The sequence below is a fragment of the Amycolatopsis roodepoortensis genome (assembly GCF_014873915.1).
Classification (GTDB): Bacteria; Actinomycetota; Actinomycetes; order Mycobacteriales; family Pseudonocardiaceae; genus Amycolatopsis; species Amycolatopsis roodepoortensis.
In genome coordinates this window covers 1241485-1263045 of sequence record NZ_JADBEJ010000004.1, presented here as the reverse complement: position 1 = coordinate 1263045, position 21561 = coordinate 1241485, and the positions used below count along the sequence as shown (strand labels likewise).

Here is a 21561-nt window from a genome sequence, read left to right as displayed (position 1 = left end):
GGGCAGAGTGGCGTCCATCGACTCGACCTCCGGGGGCGCTGAGAATGACCGACGTCGGAACGACTTCGCTCGACGAACGCGAACGGGTGGCGGAACCGGGGAATCCGCTCCACGTGCTGCTGGACCCGGCGATGCGGATCGATCCGCATCCGACCCTGGCCAGGCTGCGGGCCGCGAGCCCGCTCGTGACGCCGGACGGCACGGTGGTCGTCGGCGACTACGCGAGTTGTCTCGACGTGATGCGGAATCCCGCGATGGGCAACGACACCTTGGACTCGCCCGGCTTGCGTGGCCTGGTGCCGAACAGTGGCGCGAAACAGGTTCTCGACTCGATCTTCTTCATGGACGGCGGTGACCACGGCAGGCAGCGGCGGCTGATCTCGAAGGCCTTCACGCCGAGGATCACCGCGCGCTACCGCCCGTGGATCGAGAACATCGTCGACGAACTGTTTTCGGAAATCGCCGGCGCGACCGAATTCGACGCGGTCGGCGATTTCGCCAATCTGCTTTCCATCAGGATCATCTGCGAGCTCCTCGACGTCCCGATGTCCGATGTGGACGTTCTCAAGGAGTGGTCGGACGACCTCGCGCTCGCGACCGAGCTTCCCACGCTGGTCGCCGGGTTCCGGCGGCTGGGCCTGCTTTCGCCGGAGGAACTGGCCGTGGTCGACCGCACGTGCGCGTCGATGCACGCCTATTTCGCCGACCTGATCTTCAAACGCCGCCGCGACCCGGGCGACGACCTCGTGTCCAGTCTCATCCGGACGGAGGACCGCGGGCAGACCCTCGCCCGGCACGAGGTGACGAACGTGCTCGTCACGTTGTTCGCCGCCGCGCACGAGTCGGTCACGAACCTCATCTCGAACGGGATCCTCGCCCTGCACCGCAATCGCGACCAGCTGGCACTGCTGCGGGCCGACCCGGCGCTGGCCGCGCCGATGGCCGACGAGGTGCTCCGTTACGACGCGCCGGTCCAGCTGACCGCCAGGGTCGCGCTGAGCCCGACCACGGTCGCCGGGCTCGACGTCGACGCCGGGACCGTGGTGATCCTCCTGCTCGCCGCCGCGAACCGGGACGAGGCCGAATTCCCCGAGGCGGACCGGTTCCTGATCTCCCGTACCACCAAGCGCATGCAACTGGCCTTCGGCGCGGGCCCGCATTTCTGCATCGGTTCCAGTCTCACCAAGCTCGAAGCCGAACTCTCCTTCCGTGCCGTCGCCGAACGCTTCACCGATTTCGAGGTCGACGAGGGTTCGCTGGAATACCGCCGCCACGTGGTCGTCCGCGGCCTGCGGAAGATGACCGTCCGCGTCTCGCGCTGAGCCCTCCGGCGACAACACCGAAACTGGAGCTTTGATGTCTACAGAGGACAAGACCCGCCAGTACCTGAAGAAGGTCACGGCCGAACTGCGGCGTACCCAGGACAGGCTTCGCGAGGTGGAGGGCCGTGCGCACGAGCCCATCGCCGTCGTGGGGATGGGCTGCCGCCTTCCCGGCGGCATCGACTCCCCGGCCGGGCTGTGGGACCTGGTCCGCGACGGGGGCGACGCGATCACGCCGTTCCCGAACGACCGGCACTGGGATCTCGACGAGCTCTACGACCCGGACCCGGACGCGGGGAGATCCGGTCGCTCCTACGTCCGCGAGGGCGGTTTCCTGCACGACGCCGCGCTTTTCGACGCCGGCTTCTTCGGCATCTCCCCTCGGGAAGCGCTCGTGATGGACCCGCAGCAGCGAGTGCTGCTGGAGGTCGCGTGGGCGACGCTGGAGTCCGCCGGGATCGATCCGGACGAACTGCGCGGCAGCCGGACCGGGGTCTACGTCGGCTCCACCGGGAACGACTACGAGCTGGTGTGGAAGGGCTCGAAGGAGTACTCCCCGCACGGCATCACCGGGAACAGTTCGAGTGTCATCTCGGGGCGGATCTCCTACTGCTTCGGGTTGGAAGGGCCGGCGGTGACCGTCGACACCGCCTGTTCCTCTTCGCTGGTGGCGATCCACGAAGCCATTCGCGCGCTGCGCGAGGGCGCGTGCGGGATGGCGCTGGCCGGCGGGATCACCGTGATGGCCACGCCGGACACCTTCACCGAGTTCTGCGGCCAGGGCGTGACCTCGATCGACGCCAGGTGCAAATCCTTCGCCGACGGGGCGGACGGGGCGATCTGGGCCGAGGGCGCCGGTCTCCTCCTGCTCGAACGACTGTCCGACGCGCGTCGCGCCGGGCATCCGGTGCTGGCGCTGCTGCGGGGTTCCGCGGTGAACCAGGACGGGACGAGCAATGGTCTCTCCGCGCCGAGCGGGCCCGCGCAGCAGCGGGTGATCCGGGCCGCGCTCGCCGACGCCGGACTGTCCACACAGGACGTCGACGTGGTGGACGCGCATGGCACCGGCACCACCCTCGGCGATCCGATCGAGGCGAACGCGCTGATCGCGACCTACGGCAAGGACCGGTCGCCGGAGCGTCCGCTGCGGCTCGGTTCACTGAAGTCGAACATCGGGCACACCCAGGGCGCGGCGGGGGTCGCCGGCGCGATCAAGCTGATCATGGCCATGCGGCACGGTGAACTGCCCAAGACCCTGCACGTCGACGCTCCCTCGTCCAAAGTGGACTGGACGAAGGGTGCGGTCGAACTGCTCACCGAACCGGTGCCGTGGCCGGAAACGACGACACCGCGGCGAGGTGGTGTGTCCTCCTTCGGCATCAGCGGCACGAACGCCCATCTGCTGATCGAGGAGGCGCCCGCCGAGGAGGCGGCCCCGGTGGCGGCGACCGGGTCGCTTCCGGTGCTGCCGTGGGTGATCTCGGCCAAGACCGGGGCGGCGCTGCGTGGCCAGGCGGCCAGGCTGGCGTCCTTCGCCGAAAACCACGCTCCCGCCGACATCGCGGGCGCGCTGACCAGCACGAGGGTCGGTTTCCGGCACCGGGCGGTGGCGTTCGGCAGGACCGCCGAAGACTTCGCCGTCGCGCTGAAGGCCTACGCGGACGGCACCACGAACGGCGCTGTCGTCGAAGACGTGACCGGCAACGGTTCACTCGCCTTCTTGTTCACCGGGCAAGGCGCGCAGCGGCCGGGGATGGGACACCGGCTCGCGGCCGAGTACCCCGTGTTCGCCGCCGCGCTCGACGCCGTCTGCGCCGAACTCGACAAGCACCTTCCCCGGCCGCTGCGCGAGATCATGTTCGCCGAAACCGGCTCGGCGGAAGCGGAACTGCTGTACCGCACCGAATTCACCCAGCCCGCGTTGTTCGCCTTCGAAGTCGCCTTGTTCCGGCTCGTCGAGTCGTGGGGGGTGCGCCCGGATCAGCTGCTCGGGCATTCGGTCGGCGAGATCGCCGCCGCGCACGTCGCCGGGGTCTGGTCCCTGCCCGACGCCTGCCGGGTGATCGCCGCCAGGGGACGCCTGATGCAGGCGTTGCCCGAGGGCGGGGCGATGGTCTCGGTGGACGCGACCGAAGCGGAGGTGCTGCCCGACCTGGCCGGTCTCGAAGACCGGGTCTCGATCGCGGCGATCAACACCGCGGAGTCCGTGGTGCTGTCCGGGGACGAGGACGCGCTGGCCGGTCTCGAACGGCTTTGGGAAGGCCGTGGGCGCCGGACCAAGCGGCTCCGCGTCAGCCACGCCTTCCATTCTCCGCGGATGGAGCCGATGCTCGCCGAATTCGAAGCCCTGCTCGGCGAACTCACCTACCATCCGCCGTCCATCCCGATCGTGTCCGACGTGACCGGGGAACCGGCGACGGCGGAGCTGCTGGCGTCTCCCCGGTACTGGGTCGAGCACGCGAGAGCGGCCGTCCGGTTCCACGACGGCCTGGCCACCCTGCGGGAAGCGAAGATCACCACCCTGCTTGAGCTCGGCCCGGCCGCGGTCCTCTCCGCGATGGTGCCCGCCGGCGGTGAACCCGGAATGGTCGCCATCCCGGCCGTGCGCACCGACCGTGACGAGGCCGAAGCCGTCCTGCGGGCGGTAGGCGCGCTGCATGCCCGAGGGGTGCCGGTGGATTGGGCGGCGGTCCTCCCTCCCGTCGCGTCCTCGCCCGTCGAACTGCCGACCTACGCCTTCCAGCGCGAGCACTACTGGATCGCGCCGGACGCGGACACCGCCGACGTCCAGGCGGCAGGTCTGCTCCCGTCGGGGCATCCGCTGCTGGGTGCCGCGCTGACCCTCGCCGACGGCGGCGGTGTCGTGCTCACCGGCCGGATCTCGTTGCGGGCACAGCCCTGGCTGGCCGGCCACCGCGCCCACGACACGGTGATCCTGCCGGGCACGGCGTTCGTGGAACTCGCGCTGTCCGCCGGCGAACAGGTCGGCTGCGACGTGATCGAAGAGCTCACGATGGAGACCCCGCTGACCCTGCCGGACGAGGGCGGGGTGCGGATCCAGGTGCTGGTCGGTGAACCGCTGGACTCCGGCAGCCGTCCGGTCCGGGTGTTCTCCCGGCCCGACGGCGCCGACGTCGGAGGCTGGCGTTCCCACGCCGGCGGGCTCCTGGGGGCGCGCACCGCGCCCGCCGGCGACGGGCTGACCGAATGGCCTCCCGCGGGTGCGGAGCCGATTCCTTTCGATGGCGGCTATTACGACGACCCGGAGGTCGTGCTGGCGTTCGGGTACGAAGGGGTGTTCCGCGGTCTGCGGAAAGTCTGGCTGCGCGGGGACGCGGAGCTGTTCGCGGAGATCGAGCTGCCCGGGGACCGGTCGCTGACCGACGGGTACGGCCTGCATCCGGCCCTGCTCGACGCCGCGCTCCAGGCCGTCGGGCTCGGCCCGTTCCTGGATTCGATCAACCAGGGCTCCGGCAGCATGCCGTTCGCCTGGTCCGGGCTGACCCTGCACGCGGCGGGGGCGTCGATGCTGCGGGTGCGGGTCACCGGCGCCGACGGGCATGTGGCGCTGACCCTCGCCGACGGCGCGGGCGCGCCGGTGGCCACGATCGAGAACCTCGCGTGGCGGCCGGTCGCCGAACGGTCGGCCCTCGGGGCGCCGGACGTGGACGATTCCTTGTACGGGCTGGACTGGGTACCCGCACGCGGACCGGCCGCGGCGGGTGCCGGCGGGCATGTCCTGCTCGATTCGGGATCCGCCGGGCTCGCCGCGCTGATCGCCGCGGGCGGTCCGGTCCCGGAGACCGTGGTCGTCCCGGTGTCCACAAAGGACGGTTCGGTGGTGCCGTCGGCCAGGGAGGCGCTGACGGAGGTGACCGAAGTGCTGCGCGCCTGGCTCGCCGAGGAGCGGTTCGCCGACGCGAAACTGGTGCTTTCCACCCGAGGGGCCGTCGCCGCGGTGGCCGGGGACCGGATCGATCTGACGATCGCCGGGATCTGGGGCGTCGCGCGGTCGGCCCAAGCGGAGCATCCAGGCCGGATCGTGCTGCTCGACACCGACGGACCGATCGACGACGCGATCCCTGTCGCGCTCGCGACCAGCGAAGCGCAGATCGCCGTGCGGGCCGGGACGGCCCTGATCCCGCGGCTGCATCCGGTCGCGGCGGACGGGCTCCTGCCGGTCCCGGCGGAACCGGCCTGGCGCCTCGACAGCACCGGGCACGGCACGCTGGACAACCTGGCGCTCCTGCCTTGTCCGGAGGTGCTCGGACCGCTCGGGCCGCTGGACGTCCGGGTCGGGATCCGGGCCGCGGGGGTCAACTTCCGCGACGTCCTGGTCGCCCTCGGCATGTATCCCGGGAAAGCGGTACCGGGAGCGGAAGCCGCCGGGGTGGTCCTGGAAACAGGCGACGGCGTATCCGATCTCAGCCCCGGCGACCCCGTGTTCGGCGTGTTCACCGGCGCGATGGGGCCGGTGGCGGTCACCGATCACCGGCTGATCGCGCCGATTCCCCAGGACTGGTCGTACGAAGCCGCGGCTTCCGTGCCGATCACGTTCCTCACCGCGTACTACGGCCTCACCGATCTCGCCGGGCTCCGGCGGGGCGAGTCCGTGCTGATCCATTCGGGCGCGGGCGGTGTCGGCATCGCGGCGATCCAGCTCGCGAAGCATCTCGGGGCGGAGGTGTTCGCCACGGCCAGTGAAGGCAAGTGGGACACGCTGCGGGGGCTCGGGCTGGACGACGCGCATATCGCTTCCTCGCGGACGGTCGAGTTCGAAACCCGGTTCCGGGAGACGACCGGCGGCCGGGGCGTCGACGTGGTGCTGAATTCGCTGACCGGTGAGTTCCTGGAGGCGTCGTTGCGCCTGCTCGCTCCGGGAGGACGGTTCCTGGAGATCGGGAAGGCCGACGTCCGCGATCCCGAAGCGGTGGCCGCTGCCCATCCCGGCGTCCGCTACCACTCCTACGACCTGGTCGCCTCCGCGGGCGAAGACCGGGTCCGGGAGATGCTGGACGAGGTCTCCGCGTTGTTCGGCCGCGGCGTGCTCACCCTGCCGCCGCGCCGCGCTTACGACCTCCGGCGCGCGGGAGAGGCGCTCAGGCACGTCAGCCAGGCGAAGCACGTCGGCAAGGTGGTCCTCACCGTGCCGCGCGAACCCGAACCCGACGGCACGATCCTGGTCACCGGCGGCACGGGCTGGCTCGGCGGCCTGATCGCCGAGCACCTCGCACGCCGGGGCGCGCGGCACCTGACGCTGCTCAGCCGCCGCGGCGACGGCACACCCGGCGTCGGAGAGTTGATCGCGAAGCTGTCCGGCCTCGGTGCCGAGGTCACGGTGGTCAAGGGTGACGTCGCCGACCGGGGCGACGTCGAAGCCGCGCTGGCCGCCGTGCCGCCGGAACACCCGCTCACCGCGGTCGTACACGCGGCCGGGGTGCTCGCGGACGGCGTCGTCGCCACGCTGACCGGCGAGCAGCTCGACGCCACCCTCCGGCCGAAACTCGACGGGACCTGGCATCTGCACGAACTCACCAAGGACCTCGACCTCGCCGCTTTCGTCTGCTTCTCCTCCGCGGCCGGCATCTTCGGGGCCGCGGGGCAGGGCGCCTACGCCGCCGCGAACTCCTTCGCCGACGCGCTGATGAACTGGCGGCGGGACACCGGACTCCCCGGCACCTCGCTCGCCTGGGGGCTCTGGGCGCCGGGCGACGATTCCGCCGAACGCGGTGGGATGGCGGGCGGGCTCAGCGCGGCGGACTGGGCCCGGATGGGGCGAACCGGTGTCCGCGGGCTGACCGCGAAGCAGGGCCTCGCGCTCTGGGACGCGGCGCAGGAGTCGGACCGGGCGCTGCTCGCGCCGCTCGGGCTCGACCTCGGCACGATTTCCGGGCTGGGCGACGGCATCCCGCCGTTGCTTCGGGACGTCGTCCGCGGCTCCGCCCGGCGGGTGGCGGCCGGTCGCCGCCAGGACACGCCCACCGAGTCACCCGACGCGCTCATCCGGAGGTTGGGTTCGCTGCCCGAGGCCCAGCGCGAACGGCAGCTGGTGTCCCTCGTGCGAAGTCACCTGGCGGCCGTCCTCGGCTACGCGTCGGGCGACGAGGTGCCCACCGAAACCCCCTTCCGCGAACTGGGTTTCGACTCCCTGACCTCGGTCGAGCTCCGCAACCGGCTCACCGCGGCCACGGGCCTCAGGTTGCCGCCGACGCTCGTCTTCGACCACCCGACGGCGAACGCCCTGGCCGGATACCTCGGCACGGAGATCGCCGGCTCCGGCGCTCCCGCCGCTCCGGCGCCTTCGCCCGCTCTTGCTCAGCTGACCGCTTTGGAACGAACTGTCGCCGAGCTGGACGAGGACGCCGAAGTGCGCCCGACGCTGAGCGCGCGTGTGCGAGCCCTGCTGACGCAGCTGGAAGGCGAGAGTTCCGGCGACGCGGAGGACACGCTGCGGTCCGCCTCCGTCGACGAATTGTTCGACTTCGTCGACCGGGAGTTCGGCCGTGCCAGTGACGACGACGAAACCGTGGGGGCCTAGCCATGTCCGATGACCCGAAGCTCGTCGAGTACTTCAAGCGGGTGACGGCGGAGCTGTACGAGACCAAGAAGCGGTTGAGCCGCCTTGAAAACGCCGAGGCCGACCCGGTGGTGATCGTGGGCGCCGGCTGCCGGTTCCCGGGCGGGGTCGAATCGGTCGAACAGCTGTGGGAGGTGTTCGTCGAGGGACGGGACCTGATCTCGGAGTTCCCCGCCGATCGAGGCTGGAACCTGGCGGAGATCTACGATCCCGACCCCGAGGCGCCGGGGAAGTCGTATGTCCGCCACGGCGGGTTCATCGAATCGGCGACGGAGTTCGACGCGGGATTCTTCGGCGTCTCGCCGCGGGAAGCGCTGGTGATGGACCCACAGCACCGGCTGCTGCTGGAGGTCTCCTGGCACGCGCTCGAGTCCGCCGGGGTCGATCCGGCGCGGCTTCGCGGCAGCCGGACCGGCGTGTTCACCGGCCTGGTCGGGGGCGATTACGCCTCCCGGGTGGAGGAGGTACCGGTCGATCTGGTCGGGCAGGTCTCGATCGCCAACGCGGCCAGTGTCGCCTCCGGGCGGGTGTCGTACCTCTTCGGTTTCGAGGGCCCGGCGATCACCCTGGACACGGCGTGTTCGTCCTCGCTCGTGGCGATGCACCTGGCCGCCCGGTCGCTGCGGAACGGCGAATGCGACCTCGCGCTCGCCGGGGGCGCGACGCTCATCCCGAGCCCGATCCGGTTCATCGAGTTCTCCCAGCAGCGCGGCCTCGCACCCGATGGCCGGTGCAAACCGTTCGCCGCCGCCGCGGACGGCACCGCCTGGGCGGAAGGCGCCGGGATCGTCGTCCTGGAGAAGCTCTCCGACGCGCGGCGCAACGGGCACCGGGTGCTCGCCGTGCTCAAGGGGTCGGCGGTCAACCAGGACGGGGCCTCCAACGGTCTCACCGCGCCGAGCGGGCGGGCGCAGCAACGGGTGATCACCGACGCGCTCGCCGACGCCGGACTGTCCACACAGGACGTCGACGTGCTCGAAGCCCACGGCACGGGCACGAAACTGGGCGATCCGATCGAGGCACAGGCGCTGCAGGCCACCTACGGGAAGGGCCGTGCCGAGCCGGTGCTCGTCGGTTCGGCCAAGGCCAACGTCGGGCACACCCAGGCCGCCGCCGGGATCGCCGGCGTGCTCAAGATGCTCATGGCGATGCGTCACGGTCTCGTGCCCCCCTTGCCGCATCTCGACCGCCCCACGCCGCACGTCGACTGGGAAGGCGGCGGGATCGGCCTGACCACCGAAACCGTTCCCTGGCCGGAGACCGGCCGCCCCCGCCGCGCCGCCGTCTCGTCGTTCGGGATGAGCGGAACGAACGCGCATCTCATTCTCGAACAGGGCGAGTCACCGGAGGCGGCCGGAGCCGGCGCTCCTCCGCCGTTGCTGCCGTGGGCGGTTTCCGCGGCCACGGCGGCCGGGGTCGCGGCCCAGGCGAAGAAGCTGCTCGACGAACTCGGTGACGCGGACCCGGCCGACGTCGCGTATTCGCTCGCCACGACGCGAACCCATCACCGGCACCGCGCGGTGGTGCTGGGCGCCGATCGCGAGGAACTCGTCTCCGGCCTTTCGGCGCTCGCCTCTGGGGAACCGTCGCCGTTCGTGGTCGAAGGCACCGCGATCCCGGACGCCGGTGTGGTGTTCGTCTGCCCGGGCCAGGGCGCGCAATGGCAAGGCATGGCGGTGGGCCTGCTCGACGCTTCACCGGTGTTCGCCGAACAGATCGTCGAGTGCGAGAAGGCGTTGACGCCGTTCGTCGACTGGTCCCTGGTCGACGTCCTGCGCCAGGCCGAGGGCGCGCCGTCACTCGATCGCGTCGACGTCGTCCAGCCCGTGCTGGCGGCCGTGATGATCTCGCTCGCCCGGCTCTGGCGGCAGCACGGTGTGGAGCCGTCCGCCGTCGCCGGTCACTCGCAGGGCGAGATCCCGGCGGCCTGGATCGCCGGTGGCCTGAGTCTTTCCGACGCCATGCGCGTGGCCGCGCTGCGCAGCCGTGCGCTGACGGCGCTGTCGGGAACCGGCGGGATGGTCTCTGTCGCTCTCGGCGCCGAAGCGACGGCCGAACTGATCGACGGCATACCGGGCGAGCTCACTGTCGCCGCGGTCAACGGCGCACTGTCCACAGTGGTCTCCGGTACCCCGGCCGCGCTGACGGAACTGCTCGAAAAGTGCGGGGAGCGAGGCGTGCGAGCGCGTCGCGTCCCGGTCGACTACGCGTCGCATTCGGCTCATGTCGAGCGGATCAGGGACACCGTCCTGCACGAACTGGCGCCGCTGGTGCCCGCCGACCCGGTGCTGCCGTTCGTCTCCGGCCGGACGGGCCGGTGGCTCGACGGCGAACCGCTGGACGCCGGGTACTGGTACCGAAGCCTGCGGGAAACGGTCCGGTTCGACGAGGTGACCACCGCGCTGCTGCGCGACGGTCACCGGGTGCTGCTCGAAGTGAGCCCGCATCCGGTGCTCGCCGGCGCGATGCGCGAGACCCTGGACACGAGCGGCGCGACCGCCTCCGTGCTCGGGACGCTGCAACGTGGCGAAGGCGGTCCGGACCGCTTCCTGCGCGCCCTCGCCGAAGCCCACGTCGCCGGGGTCGAGGTGGACTGGCGGGTCGTTTTCGAGGGCAGCGGGGCGAGCCGGGTGGATCTGCCGCCCTACCGGTTCCAGCGTGACCGGTACTGGCTCGATCCGGTCCTGCCCGAGTTCGGGGACGGCACGGCCGGGGAGGAGCACGCCGAACCGGACACCGGCCTGGCCGCGCTGTCACCGGAAGAGCGGCGGGAACGGCTGGTCCGGCTGGTCCGCGGACATGTCGCCGCGGTGCTGAAGTACCCGCGGGGGCGTGAGGTCCCGCTGGACGACACCTTCCGCGACCTCGGTTTCGAATCGCTCACCGCCGTGGAGTTGCGCAACCGGCTCGCGGCCGCGACCGGCGTCGACCTCCAGCTGACCGACGTGCTCAACTATCCGACGGTCGAGGAGCTGGCGGAGTTCCTGTCGGACGAGGTGCCCGAGAGCGGATCCGCTGTGTCCACATCGGACGAATCCGATTCGGACAGTCTGGTTTCGCTTTACCTGCGGGGAGTCGGGCAGGGACGACCGCACGACGCGATGGGCCTGGCCAGGATGGCCGGACTGCTGCGGGCTTCGTTCGACGAAGAGACGGACACGGCCGCCCTGGTGGGGATCTCGCGGCTGGCCGTCGGTTCGGGCGGTCCCGCGCTGGTCTGCGCGGTGCCGCCGGTCTCGCCGATCACCGACGCCGCGTATTCGTTCATCGCTCCCGCGATGCCACGGCCACGCGACATGTGGACGATGTGGCCGCCGGGGTTCACCGACGGCCAGCCGCTGCCGCCCGACCTGCCCAGCCTGTTCGAAGCGCAGCGCCGCGCGCTCGACGAACATGTCGGCACCGGGCCGCTGGTGCTGGTCGGTTACTCGGCGGGCGGCTGGGTCGCGCGGGCCTTCGCGGAGTATCTGGAGGCGGAGGGCCGCCCCGCCGACGCCGTCGTGCTCGTGGACATCTACCTGCCCGCTTCGGACCGGAACGAGGTACGCGGGCGGTTCATGCGCGAGCAGGCCGGGCGGCAGGAACTCTTCGGTGGCGGGAAAACCGGTTCGATGGCGAGCCAGCTCGGCGCGATGGGCCGGTACGTCACGCTGTTCGACACCTGGGAGCCCGTCCCGATCCGCACGCCGACCCTGCATCTGCGGGCCGCGGAATCCCTGCCGGGGCTGCCGGCCTTCACCGCGGACGAACAGTTCCCGGACGCGCTCGGCGCGCGGACCGTCGATCTGCCCGGCAACCACTACACGCTGCTCACCGAGCACGCGGACGCGGCGGCGGCCGCGCTGCACGACTGGCTGACGGAGCTCTTCGGGGATCGCTGACGAACGGACGAAAGGGCCCTTCACCGCATGGGATGCGGTGAAGGGCCCTTTCGTGGCGTGAGACGCGGGGAAGTCCCCTTCGGCTCAGGCGGCGTCGCGCAGCCGGCCCCGGTCCACCTTCCCGGAAGGCGTTTCGGGAAGGGCGTCGACGAAGCGGATGTCGCGCGGGTACTTGTACGGCGCCAGCCGTTCCCGCACGTACCGCTGCAATTCGGCCGCTTCGACAGGGTCGGATACGACCACGTACGCGCGGCTTCGGGTGAGCCCGCCGTCCTCGTAGCCGACGACGGCGCACGCTTCGACCGCCGGATGCGTCGCGAGACAGTTCTCGATCTCGACCGGGGCCACCCACACCCCGCCGACCTTGAGCAGGTCGTCGGCCCGTCCCCGGTAGTGGAAGTACCCGTCCTCGTCGCGGGTGAACAGGTCACCCGACCGGACGGTGTGCTCGGCGGGGAAGGTGGCCGCCGACTTCTCCGGCGACCGGTAATAGCCGAGCGCCACCGGCTCGCCGGACACCTCCAACACGCCGACCTCGCCGTCGGGCAGGGCCTTCCCGCCGTCGTCGACGACCCGCGCCCGGTAGCCGGGCACGACCTTGCCGAGCGTGCCGACCCGGGATTCGCCCGGCCGGTTGGTGATGTAGCCGTGATAGGCCTCCGAAGAGCCGATGCCGTCGATGACCTCGACCCCGAAGGTGTCCAGCCACCGCCGGTGCAGATCGGGCGGCAGATGCTCGCCCGCCGAGGTGACGAACCGCAGGCTGCTCAGATCCTTGCCGCCGGCGCCGGGATGCTCGAGCATCGCCTTCATCATGGTGGGCACGTTGACCAGGATCGTCGGGCGGTACCGCTCGACGAGGTCGAAGATCGTGTCCGCGGTGGACCGTTCCGGGAACAGGATCCCGGTCCCGCCGACCCCGAGCGGGAAGAGCGCCACGAGATCCCTCGCGTAACCGAAGAACAGCTTCGGCACCGGCAGCACGACGTCGTCCTCGCTGATGCCGAGCGCCGTGCGCGCGTACCACTGGAAGCTCAGCCACGGGCTGCGGGCGGTGAGCCGGCAGGCCTTCGGTTTCCCCGTGCTCCCACTGGTGAGTTTCCAGATCGCCTCGTCGTCGCCGTCGACGTGCACGGCGTCCAGCACCGGGGGCAGCTTCGCCACGAGCGTCTCGAAATGGTGTTCCCCCGGCGCGAGTTCGCCCGGCTCCGCGCCGACGACGACGATCTCCCGCGCCCCGGCCTCCCGCAGCTTCGGCGCCGTGCCGACGTCGGCGACCACCACCTTCGGCTTCAGGTAGTCCAGGTAGTAGCGGTAATCGCCGGTGCCGAGGAAGTTGTACACCTCGACGGTGACGGCGCCGATCCGCTGCGCCGCGAACCAGGTCGCCACGTACTCCACCCCGTCGCGCAAGGCGATCAGGACCCGGTCGCCCCGGCCCGCCCCGAGCGCGCGCAGGGCGTTGCCCGCCCGGTTCACCTGTGCCCGGAGTTCGTCGTAGCTCGTCGGGCCGTCCTGGGTGAGCAGAGCCGTCCGTCGCCCGTCCTGCCCGTCGAGGAAGCGTTCGGCGACGTTGAAGCTCTGGTCGGAGCCGGTCAGGGACATCGTTTCTGTACTCCCTCGGTCGGATCAGCGGGTACCCATCGATGCGAATAGAACTCGAAATCGATCGCCTGCCCGTCGAGCGCGGCGTGGACCTCGGCGACGGCCGCCCTCGCCGCCGCCCGCACCGAGGGGACGGCGCAGCCGGTGGCGAGTTCGTGCAGGGTCAGGTACGTGTCGATCAGCGCGTGCCGGTGTTCGGCGCTGAGTTCACCGGTCGCGTTCGTCATGGAATCTCGCCGCCTTCGCCTCGAATCGGGGGAGCTCGCCCGGTGCGGCGAGCCGGACTTCCGGTTGCAGTCCGATCAGTCGTTTGACCGCGTCGCGGACTCCGGCGGCGAGGGCCGCCTGGTCGGCGCCGGGGCGGGGCTCGATCCGCAGCACCATCTTGTCGAGACCGCCGTCCGTGCGGAGCACCGTCTGGAACTCCGCCACCGCGTCGAAACCGCGCACGACGTCCTCGACGAGGACCGGGGTCACCGAGATCCCGCGGATCTTGCGCATGTCGTCGCTGCGGCCGAGGATCCCGCCGTCGTAGAAGTCCCAGGTGCGACCGCACGGGCAGTCGTGCCAAGGGCGTTTCACCACGACGTCGTCCGTCCAGTAGCGGAAGACCTGGATCCCTTCCCGGCCGAGACCGGTCATCACGCGCACGCCGCGTTCCCCGTAACCGGCGGGGCGGCCGGTCTCGGGGTCGAGCACCTCTTCGACGACACCGGGTTCGATGATGTGGCAGGCGCCGGGCCGGGACGGGCATTCGAACATGAAGACCGTGCCGAGTTCGGTCATCCCGGCGAAATCGAACACCCGCGCGCCGAACCCCTCGGTCAGCGTGCGGGTCGTGGCCGCGGAGCGCGGTTCCGCGCCGGTCACGATGATCCGGAGCTTGCTCTCGGTCGCCAGATCGATGCCCAGCTCGGCGGCGGTTTCCAGCAGCCGCATCGCGTAGGTGGGGGTGGAGCCGAGCACCTCGATCCCCTGGTCGACGATCAACCGGACGCGGGTGACGGAATCCATCGAGCCGGTGGGCACGATGGTGCAGCCCATCCTGGACAGCGCGTCCTGCATTCCCCAGAACCCCATGAACAGGCCGTATCCGAAGGCCACACAGCCTTTCTGGCCGGGGCGGACGCCCGCGGCGTGCAAGGCGGCGCACCACATGTCGACGCCCCACGCCCAGTCCCGCGCGGTGTCGAAGGTGCGCAGTGGTGTGTGGCCGCTGGTGCCGCTGGTCTGATGGAACCGGACGCCCGCCACGGGATCGGTGGACGGCAGGATGCCGAACGGCGGGTCGACGGCTTCCGCCGCGACGAGATCCTTCTTGTACAGCAGGGGAACCCGCTCTTGGAAGTCGGCGAGCGACTCGAGGCCGTCCGGGATCCGCGTCGCCCAGAACTTCGAGTTGGTCCTGGCGTGTTCCAAGGCCTTCCGCAGCTTCACCCACTGCCACGCGGCCAGCCGGTCCCGCGACATGGTCTCGGTGGCGGGTTGCCAGAACGTGGTCTCCGGGGTGCTCATTCCGTCTCCTCCGTGTTCAGGACGACCAGGTCGGCGCGGGCGGAAGCGACCGTCGTGTCGGCCTCGTCGACCGTCGTCAGCCCGTCGTCGGCGATCACCACGACGCCGGCGGTGTTGCGGATCAGGTCGGAGACCTGGACGACCCGCCCGGCGGACAGCGGATCCGCCTCCGCGGCCGAGAGCAGCAGACCGTCCACTCCGGACTCCTTGAGCGAAGCGGCCAGCGCGATCGCCGCCTCCAGCCCGTCCCCGGTGTAGGTCTCCTCGTCCAGGCCGAACGCGGCCACGACCGGGAGCGAGGCACTCGCTTCGCGAAGCTCGGCGGCGGGCGGCACGGTCGCGGTGAGCCGGTCCCCGAGGTCGAGCACCAGCAGCCGGTAGCCCAGTTCGGCCGCGGCCGCGGACAGCCCGGCGTCCGCGGCGGCGAGCCGGACCGCCGCCGGGACGGGACCCACCGGTGCGGGCGGGATCCCCGCTGTCCCGTCGACGAGGATCAGCCCCGCGCCGGGTTCACCGGTGGTCGTCACGATCCGGTTCGCGAGTTCGAGCGGCCCCAGGCTCAGCGGCGTGAACGCGGGCGACGGCGACGGCCGCACTCGTTCCCCGGTCGCCCGCGTGTGGAACCACTCGTTGAACTCGGCCGCGAACGGCGGGTCCAGCCGGGCGATGTCGTCGTGGGAGATCCGCCACGACCTGGCGAGCAGCTGATAGGCGAACTGGACCGGCTCGAAGCCGAGATAGCGGTGCGCGTGGTCGAAATGGCGTTCCGAGCGAAGGGACGCCTTCTGGAACTGCTCGACCCTGGGCCGCCGGGTCTTCTCGTACATCGCGAGCGCTTCGGAGATCCGGCCGGGCTGCTCCTTGAGCTCACCGGCGAGCGCGATGGCGTCTTCCAGCGCCAGCCGGGTGCCGGAGCCGATGGACCAGTGCGCGGTGTGCGCCGCGTCCCCGATCAGCACGACGTCGTCGGTGTGCCAGTTCTCGCATTCGAGGAGCCGGAACCGCGACCATTCCGAGTCACGCGGCAGGATCGGCTTGCCGTCGAGGTGCTCCGCGAACACGGTCTCGCAGAACCGGAGGGATTCCGCCAAGTCCATTTCGGACAGTCCGGACCGCTGCCAGATGTCGTCCGAGACGTAGAGGATCAGTGAGCACCAGCCCTGGCCCGATGGATAGAAGTAGCCCTGGAAGAGGCCCCATTCCGTCTCGGCGAAGGCGTAGGTGAAATAGGGCAGCGGAAGTTCGACACCGAACCAGCCGAAATGGAACTTCGACGGGGTGAACACGGGCCGGAAGGTTTCGGCGAGTTCGGACCGGATCACGGAGCCGACGCCGTCCGCGCCGACCACGAGATCGGCCTCGCCGTGCTCGGCGATGGACCGGGTCGGGTGTCCGAAGTGGAGCTTCACGCCGAGACGGCGGGCGTCGCGGCGCAGCACGGTCTGCACCTGATTGCGGGGGATGCCGTGGAAACGGTTGCCTTCCACCCGGCGGACCGTGCCGCGGTACCGGATCTCGACGGGGGTCCAGGTGGTCCCGGCCGAGACGATCTCCTCGTGGATGTCCGGCGCGATCGCGCCGAGTTCGGCCAGCGCGCCGTCGGGGAACACCAGCCCCCAGCCCGCCGAGGCGTCCTCGGCGTTGCGTTCGAAGACGTTCACCTCGTCCGCGATCCCTTGCCGCTTCAGCAGAGTGGAGAGGAAGAGACCGCCAGGCCCCGCCCCGATGATGTCGACTCGCATCACGCCCTCGATTCGGTACTCGTCCGGACGGTCGCCGCCTTCCAGCGCGTGACCGCGTCGCGTACTCGGTCGAGCGGCGCGCCGCCCGTGGCGCCGAGCACGCGGTAGAGCTCGCTTCCGATGACCACTCCGGCCGCGTGCCGCGCCACCGCGCGGACGCCGGCCTCGTCACGAAGACCGAATCCGGCGAGGAAAGGCCGCCCCGCGCCACCGGCCGCCGCCTCGGTCAGCCGTCCCGCCTCGGCCGGGGTGAGCGGATCGCCGGTCCGGGCCGCGAGGGAACGGTAGGTCAGCACGTCGGCTTCGGCCTCCAGCCGGGCGGCCCGGGCGGGTTCCGTCGACGAGGTGATCAGGGGAATCGCGCTGAGCCCCCGGTCGAGGACCCGGCCGATGGACGGCGCGTTCGACGGATCGGTCAGCACCAGTCCGTCCAGGCCCGCGGCGGCCGCCTCGGCCAGCAGCGGGGAGACGCCGAGATCGGCGGTCGTGGCCGGGTACACCAGTTGCAGCAGCGGGGTTTCCGGCAGTGCCGCGCGCAGCTTCCCGACCATCTCCCACGAGCGGACGGCCGGGAGGTCGCCCGCCCGCTCGAAGGAGCGCGCCACTTCGGCTCCGCGTGGCCGGGTGCCTTCGGTGGGGATGCCGAGTTCCAGGACGTCGGCGCCCGCTTCGACCACCGCCCTGGCGAGTGCCTCGAACGGGGCGATCGGATCACCGACGGTCAGGTAGACCACCAGGAGCGCCTCGTCCCGTGACCGGCTTTCGCGGAACCGCTCGCCTACGTGGGGCATCGGACGGTTCCCGCTCGCAGCCGCCTCGCCAGCCCGGCGGGGTCGGGGCTCTGCGCCAGCGCCGTGCCCACCAGTACGGCGTCCGCTCCGGCGGCCACGGCCCGGACGACGTCTTCGGGGGTGTGGAACGCGCTCTCGGAGATGACCCGGACCTCCGGCGGGATGGCCGAAAGCAGTGATTCGGTCCGGCTCACCGTGCCGGTGTCGAGTTCCAGCGCGACGATGTCCCGGTTGTTCACGGCGATGGTCTTCGCGCCGAGTTCCAGCGCCCGCGCCACGTGCTCGGGCTCATGCGCCCCGACGACCACTTCCAGGCCGAGGCGTTCCGATCGGGCGATCATGCGCTCCAGCAGCCCGGGCTCGACGACGGTGTTGACCGAAAGCTGCACCGCGTCGAAACCGGCGTCCGCCGATTCGTCCACCTGCTCGATGGCGTTGAAGAACTCCTTGCGCATCAACGGAAGCGGGCAAAGGGCGCGAATACGCGCGGCCAGTTCGATCCCGCCGCCGAAGTGCACCGGGTCCGTCGGCGTCGACACCGCCTCGACCCCGCCCGCGACCAGTTCGGCGAGGTAGCCCTCCAGGTCCTCAGGGCGTAGCAGCAGCCCGTCGCGTGGCGAGATGAACTTGACGTCGGCCATCAACGCGGCCCGGCCGTCCAGGCGCGCGTTGTCGAGAACCTCCTGCAAACTCCGACCGTCCACCTGGTTCCTCCTGATCACGAGCAACTCGGAAATCGTCGCATCGGCAGCGGTACTGGATCTTCTCGCTGATTGCCGGATTCACCGCGGGCCGGCGATGGCGCTGGAAAGCTTCGCCCAGGCGCGCAGCAGGGATTCCGCCGCGCCGGAATCGATCGCGTGCTCCGCATCGGCGAGCCGACGCCGGATATCGGTGGCCAGCGACTCGCCGAAACCGTGATGGGCGGCCAAGGCCGCGGCCGCGTTGAGCAGCACGGCGTCCCGGACGGGACCTCGCTTGCCGCCCAAGGTCTCCAGCGCGATCGCCGCGTTCTCCGCGGGACCGCCGCCACGCAACGCGCCGGACGCGGAAAGCGGGATCCCCACCGAACCGGGATCGAACTCGTGCCGTCGCACCGTTCCCCCGGAGGCGACCCAGACCTGACTCGTGGTCGCCGTGGTGAACTCGTCGAGCCCGTCGTCGCCGCGGACGACCAGGGCGCGTGTCCCGCGCCGGGCGAAGGCCTCGGCGAGTGTCTTCGTCTGCCCGGCGAAGGCGCAGCCGACGAGGGCGGCGTCCGGTCGAGCCGGATTCGACAGCGGGCCCAGCAGGTTGAACGTGGTCGGAACGGCGAGTTCGCGGCGTGCCGGGCCGATGTGCCGGAGGCCCGGATAGAACGCCGGCCCGAAGCAGAATCCGATGCCGAGCTCGGCGAGGCACCGTTCCACCCCATCCGGCGGCAGATCGACCGCGACGCCCAGCGCCTCCAGCACGTCCGCCGAACCGGAGGACGACGACGCGCTCCGGTTGCCGACCTTCGCCACGTCCGCGCCGGTGGCGGCGACGACGATCGCCGCCATGGTGGAGATGTTCACCGAACGGGAACCGTCACCGCCGGTACCGACGATGTCCACCGCCGGACGGCTCAGGCGCACCGGGGGCGCGTGGGACACGGTCCGTTCCGCCAGCGCCGCGACCTCGGCCGCCGTTTCGCCCTTCGCGCGCAGGGCGACCGCGAAACCGGCGAGGCGGACGGGGGTGACGTCGCCCGCCATCACCGCGTCGATCACCCACGCGGCGTCCGAAGTGGACAGATCGATCCCGTCGAGCAGCCGCTTGGTGAGCTCCGTGAAGTCCCGTCCGTCCGTCGTCATCGCGCCACCCTGGCCTCGATGAGGGAAGAACGGGACGAGCCGGTGACGCGACAGATCTCGAAACCCGCGCCGCCGAGCAGTTCCCGCCAGTGGGTCTCGGTCCGTTCCCGGCCGCCGAGCAGCACGAGCATGTGCAGATCGAGCAGCTTCGCCGGATGGGGTTCGGCGCCGTCGGGGACGACCTGCTCCAGGATCAGCAGCCGCGAGCCGGGTGTCATGGCCTCCGCGACCCGCCGCAGGATCCGGGTCGCGTCGGCGTCGTCCCAGTCGTGCAGGATCTGCGCGAGCACGTACACGTCCCCGCCGGGCGGGACGCGCTCGAAGAAGTCGCCGCCGATCGCCTCGCGGCGGCCGGACGTCGTCGTCGGCCCGACGACGTGCGGCTGGTCGAAGACGGTGCCACGCAGACGCGGATGGCGGGCGAGCAGCCCGTCGACGAGCGTGCCGTTGCCGCCTCCGACGTCGACCACGCTTCCGACGCCGCTCCAGTCCCATTCGTGGAGCGGCAGCATCCGCAAGGTGACCAGGCCCGCCTGTGCCCGGTCGAAGGCCGCCGCCTCGGCCGGGCGCTCGCCGTGCCAGTCGAACATCGGCTTGCCGAACACCTTGTCGAAACCGGCCTCGCCGGTGCGCAGGCTGTGTTCCGCCGCGGACCAGGCCTGGTACGCCTCGTTGTCCATCAGCGTCGCCAGATGTCTCAGCGAGCCGGGGGTTTCCTCGCGCAGCAGCGAACCGAGCCCGGTGACGGCGAAGCTGCCTCTCGGCTCCTCGGTGAAGAGGCCTTCGGCGACGAGCACCCGGAGGAACCGGGTCAGCGCGTCGCGATCGACCCCGGCCTTGGCCGCGATGACCTCGACCGGGAGCGCGTCGTCGCCGAGGTGCTCGACGACGTCCGCCCGGGTCACCGCGAAGATCGCCTGCGAAACGATGTAACCCATGATCTTCCGCCGCAGCAGGCTGTTCGCTTCGTCGTTGTCAAGCAATGCGGACACCTCCGTCCTGTTCGCCGGTGCCGGGGTGGAGTACGGGGAACAGCGGCTGATCGGCCGCGATCCGGAGGTAGTCCGCCCCGCTGGTGCCCCCGGTGCCCGGCACTTGGCCGATGATCTTCAGCGTGATGCCCCAGTGGGTTCTCTTCATGCCGCGCCAGGCGTCGTCGAGGTTTCGCATCGCCGCCGCCAGCGCGGTCGCGGCGGGTCCGCCGGGCATGGCCGTGAAGACCTCTTGCAGGGAAATGCCTTCCACGGAGAGCGGTGGTGCCTGCGGATTCGGCGGGATCGGCGCCCCGCGCAGTTCGATCTCGCGGTAGGCCCTGGACTGGATCGCGCTGCGGCCACTCGTGTTCGCGCGGATCTCGGCGAAGCTTTCCCGCGGCATGGTCGTCAGCACGCGATAGAGCAGCGTGGTCGCGGCGATCTTGTCCGCCGCTTCGGTGACCTCGCCGATCGCGGCCGACGGTTCCCCACCATCCACAAAGGACACCGCGCGCTCGAGACCGCGCGCGATCCTGCGGTAGAGCAGCTCGAAGGTCTGCACGCTGCGGATGAACATGACCTCGTCGTGCCTGTTCGTGGTCGGCAGCATGGCGATCCGCACCGCGTGCCGCACCGGCTCCGCGACCCGGGTGAGCACCGCGTCCGCCGCCGCGAGTTCCCGGTCGCCCCGCGCGGTATCGCTCGACGGGATGGAGGGGAGCAGATCCTCCGCGAGCGGAGCGATCTCCCCCGCCCTGACGAGCGCGCGGAACGTGGCCTGGGTCCGCGCCCGCTGTTTGGCCGCGTTCGGGTTCGCCCGCAGCCCGGTCGCTTCGAACCGCAGGAGATCGGCCAGCAGCGCGACGATCAAGCCGTCGAGCCCGGCGTCGATCCGGTCCGGCCCGTCCGCGCCGGCGAGTTCCTCCAGGAGCGGGATCGCGGCGTAGGAGTCGTAGTTCCCGTCCTCGTGGTCGAAGGTGCCGGGCAGCCAGTTCGCCAGGATCCGGTCGTGGACCGTGCGCGGCGGGGGGAGCGATCCGGCGAGGACACGGAGTCTCTCGATCAGGTCCGGATCGGCCTGGTTGCGGCCGACCGCCTGGAAATGCCCGAGCACGGCCTCGAAGGGGAATCCCGAGGTTCCCTCCGCCGCCGGCCCTGAGGTCCGCGCGGACCAACGGTCGAGGAGTTCGACGGCGAGCCGGGGTGAGCGTCTCCAGGAGCCCGCGCCGACGGCCCGGAGGCTGAGCCTGCCGACCCCGGTCGTCGTGGGCGGAGCGGCTACCGAGCCGGCCGGGGTGTCCTTCTGCGGTGTCATAAGT

The 21561-nt window shown here is 71.1% G+C and carries 11 protein-coding genes and 1 pseudogene; 3 read left to right on the top strand and 9 right to left on the bottom strand.

The genetic code is table 11. The features are described from left to right. Window positions 1-44 precede the first annotated feature (44 nt). The 3 genes and pseudogenes from H4W30_RS16630 to H4W30_RS16620 form a co-directional block, all read left to right on the top strand. The gene (locus H4W30_RS16630; protein WP_192743629.1) at window positions 45-1322 is read left to right on the top strand and encodes a cytochrome P450; all 1278 of its coding nucleotides are present in this window, start codon (window positions 45-47) and stop codon (window positions 1320-1322) included. Between the two features lie 34 nt (window positions 1323-1356). Further along, window positions 1357-7860, top strand: a complete 6504-nt coding sequence (locus H4W30_RS16625) for a type I polyketide synthase (protein WP_192743628.1) — start codon at window positions 1357-1359, stop codon at window positions 7858-7860. A 101-nt stretch (window positions 7861-7961) separates the two neighbouring features. Further along, window positions 7962-11780 (top strand): annotated as a pseudogene (locus H4W30_RS16620) (type I polyketide synthase); the annotation flags it as partial. 84 nt (window positions 11781-11864) lie between these two features. Here the strand turns inward: H4W30_RS16620 and H4W30_RS16615 are convergent. Genes H4W30_RS16615 through H4W30_RS16575 form a run of 9 tightly spaced genes read right to left on the bottom strand, consistent with a single transcriptional unit; the run spans window position 11865 to window position 21557 of the window. After that, a complete protein-coding gene (locus H4W30_RS16615) occupies window positions 11865-13385 on the bottom strand; it encodes a benzoate-CoA ligase family protein (RefSeq protein WP_192743626.1) in 1521 nt (506 codons plus the stop codon). Continuing rightward, the gene (locus H4W30_RS16610) at window positions 13376-13612 is read right to left on the bottom strand and encodes a DUF6052 family protein (RefSeq protein WP_192743625.1); all 237 of its coding nucleotides are present in this window, start codon (window positions 13610-13612) and stop codon (window positions 13376-13378) included. Before H4W30_RS16610 ends, H4W30_RS16615 begins: the two co-directional genes overlap by 10 nt. Beyond that, window positions 13593-14900, bottom strand: coding sequence for a phenylacetate--CoA ligase family protein (locus tag H4W30_RS16605; RefSeq protein ID WP_192743624.1), 1308 nt, complete (start codon window positions 14898-14900; stop codon window positions 13593-13595). Before H4W30_RS16605 ends, H4W30_RS16610 begins: the two co-directional genes overlap by 20 nt. Further along, window positions 14897-16642, bottom strand: a complete 1746-nt coding sequence (locus tag H4W30_RS16600) for an FAD-dependent monooxygenase (protein ID WP_192743623.1) — start codon at window positions 16640-16642, stop codon at window positions 14897-14899. The genes H4W30_RS16605 and H4W30_RS16600 overlap by 4 nt, the downstream gene beginning before the upstream one ends. Beyond that, entirely contained in the window at window positions 16642-17433 is a 792-nt protein-coding gene (locus H4W30_RS16595; protein ID WP_192743622.1) for a tryptophan synthase subunit alpha, read from the bottom strand. The genes H4W30_RS16600 and H4W30_RS16595 overlap by 1 nt, the downstream gene beginning before the upstream one ends. Beyond that, complete coding sequence (locus H4W30_RS16590) at window positions 17421-18155, bottom strand: indole-3-glycerol-phosphate synthase (RefSeq protein WP_318780622.1); 735 nt, start codon at window positions 18153-18155, stop codon at window positions 17421-17423. Before H4W30_RS16590 ends, H4W30_RS16595 begins: the two co-directional genes overlap by 13 nt. 60 nt (window positions 18156-18215) lie before the next feature. After that, window positions 18216-19268 (bottom strand): anthranilate phosphoribosyltransferase, encoded by a 1053-nt coding sequence (trpD, locus tag H4W30_RS16585; protein ID WP_192743620.1) that lies wholly within the window; start codon window positions 19266-19268, stop codon window positions 18216-18218. Beyond that, window positions 19265-20260, bottom strand: a complete 996-nt coding sequence (locus H4W30_RS16580; protein ID WP_318780613.1) for a methyltransferase — start codon at window positions 20258-20260, stop codon at window positions 19265-19267. Before H4W30_RS16580 ends, trpD begins: the two co-directional genes overlap by 4 nt. Further along, window positions 20244-21557, bottom strand: a complete 1314-nt coding sequence (locus tag H4W30_RS16575; protein ID WP_192743619.1) for a hypothetical protein — start codon at window positions 21555-21557, stop codon at window positions 20244-20246. The genes H4W30_RS16580 and H4W30_RS16575 overlap by 17 nt, the downstream gene beginning before the upstream one ends. Window positions 21558-21561: the final 4 nt, after the last annotated feature.

Coding starts and splice junctions, on each gene's coding strand:
- trpD (WP_192743620.1), bottom strand. CDS start 19,268: ATGACGACGGACGGACGGGACTTCACGGAGCTCACCAAGCGGCTGCTC.
- H4W30_RS16605 (WP_192743624.1), bottom strand. CDS start 14,900: ATGAGCACCCCGGAGACCACGTTCTGGCAACCCGCCACCGAGACCATG.
- H4W30_RS16615 (WP_192743626.1), bottom strand. CDS start 13,385: ATGTCCCTGACCGGCTCCGACCAGAGCTTCAACGTCGCCGAACGCTTC.
- H4W30_RS16625 (WP_192743628.1), top strand. CDS start 1,357: ATGTCTACAGAGGACAAGACCCGCCAGTACCTGAAGAAGGTCACGGCC.
- H4W30_RS16575 (WP_192743619.1), bottom strand. CDS start 21,557: ATGACACCGCAGAAGGACACCCCGGCCGGCTCGGTAGCCGCTCCGCCC.
- H4W30_RS16600 (WP_192743623.1), bottom strand. CDS start 16,642: ATGCGAGTCGACATCATCGGGGCGGGGCCTGGCGGTCTCTTCCTCTCC.
- H4W30_RS16610 (WP_192743625.1), bottom strand. CDS start 13,612: ATGACGAACGCGACCGGTGAACTCAGCGCCGAACACCGGCACGCGCTG.
- H4W30_RS16595 (WP_192743622.1), bottom strand. CDS start 17,433: ATGCCCCACGTAGGCGAGCGGTTCCGCGAAAGCCGGTCACGGGACGAG.
- H4W30_RS16630 (WP_192743629.1), top strand. CDS start 45: ATGACCGACGTCGGAACGACTTCGCTCGACGAACGCGAACGGGTGGCG.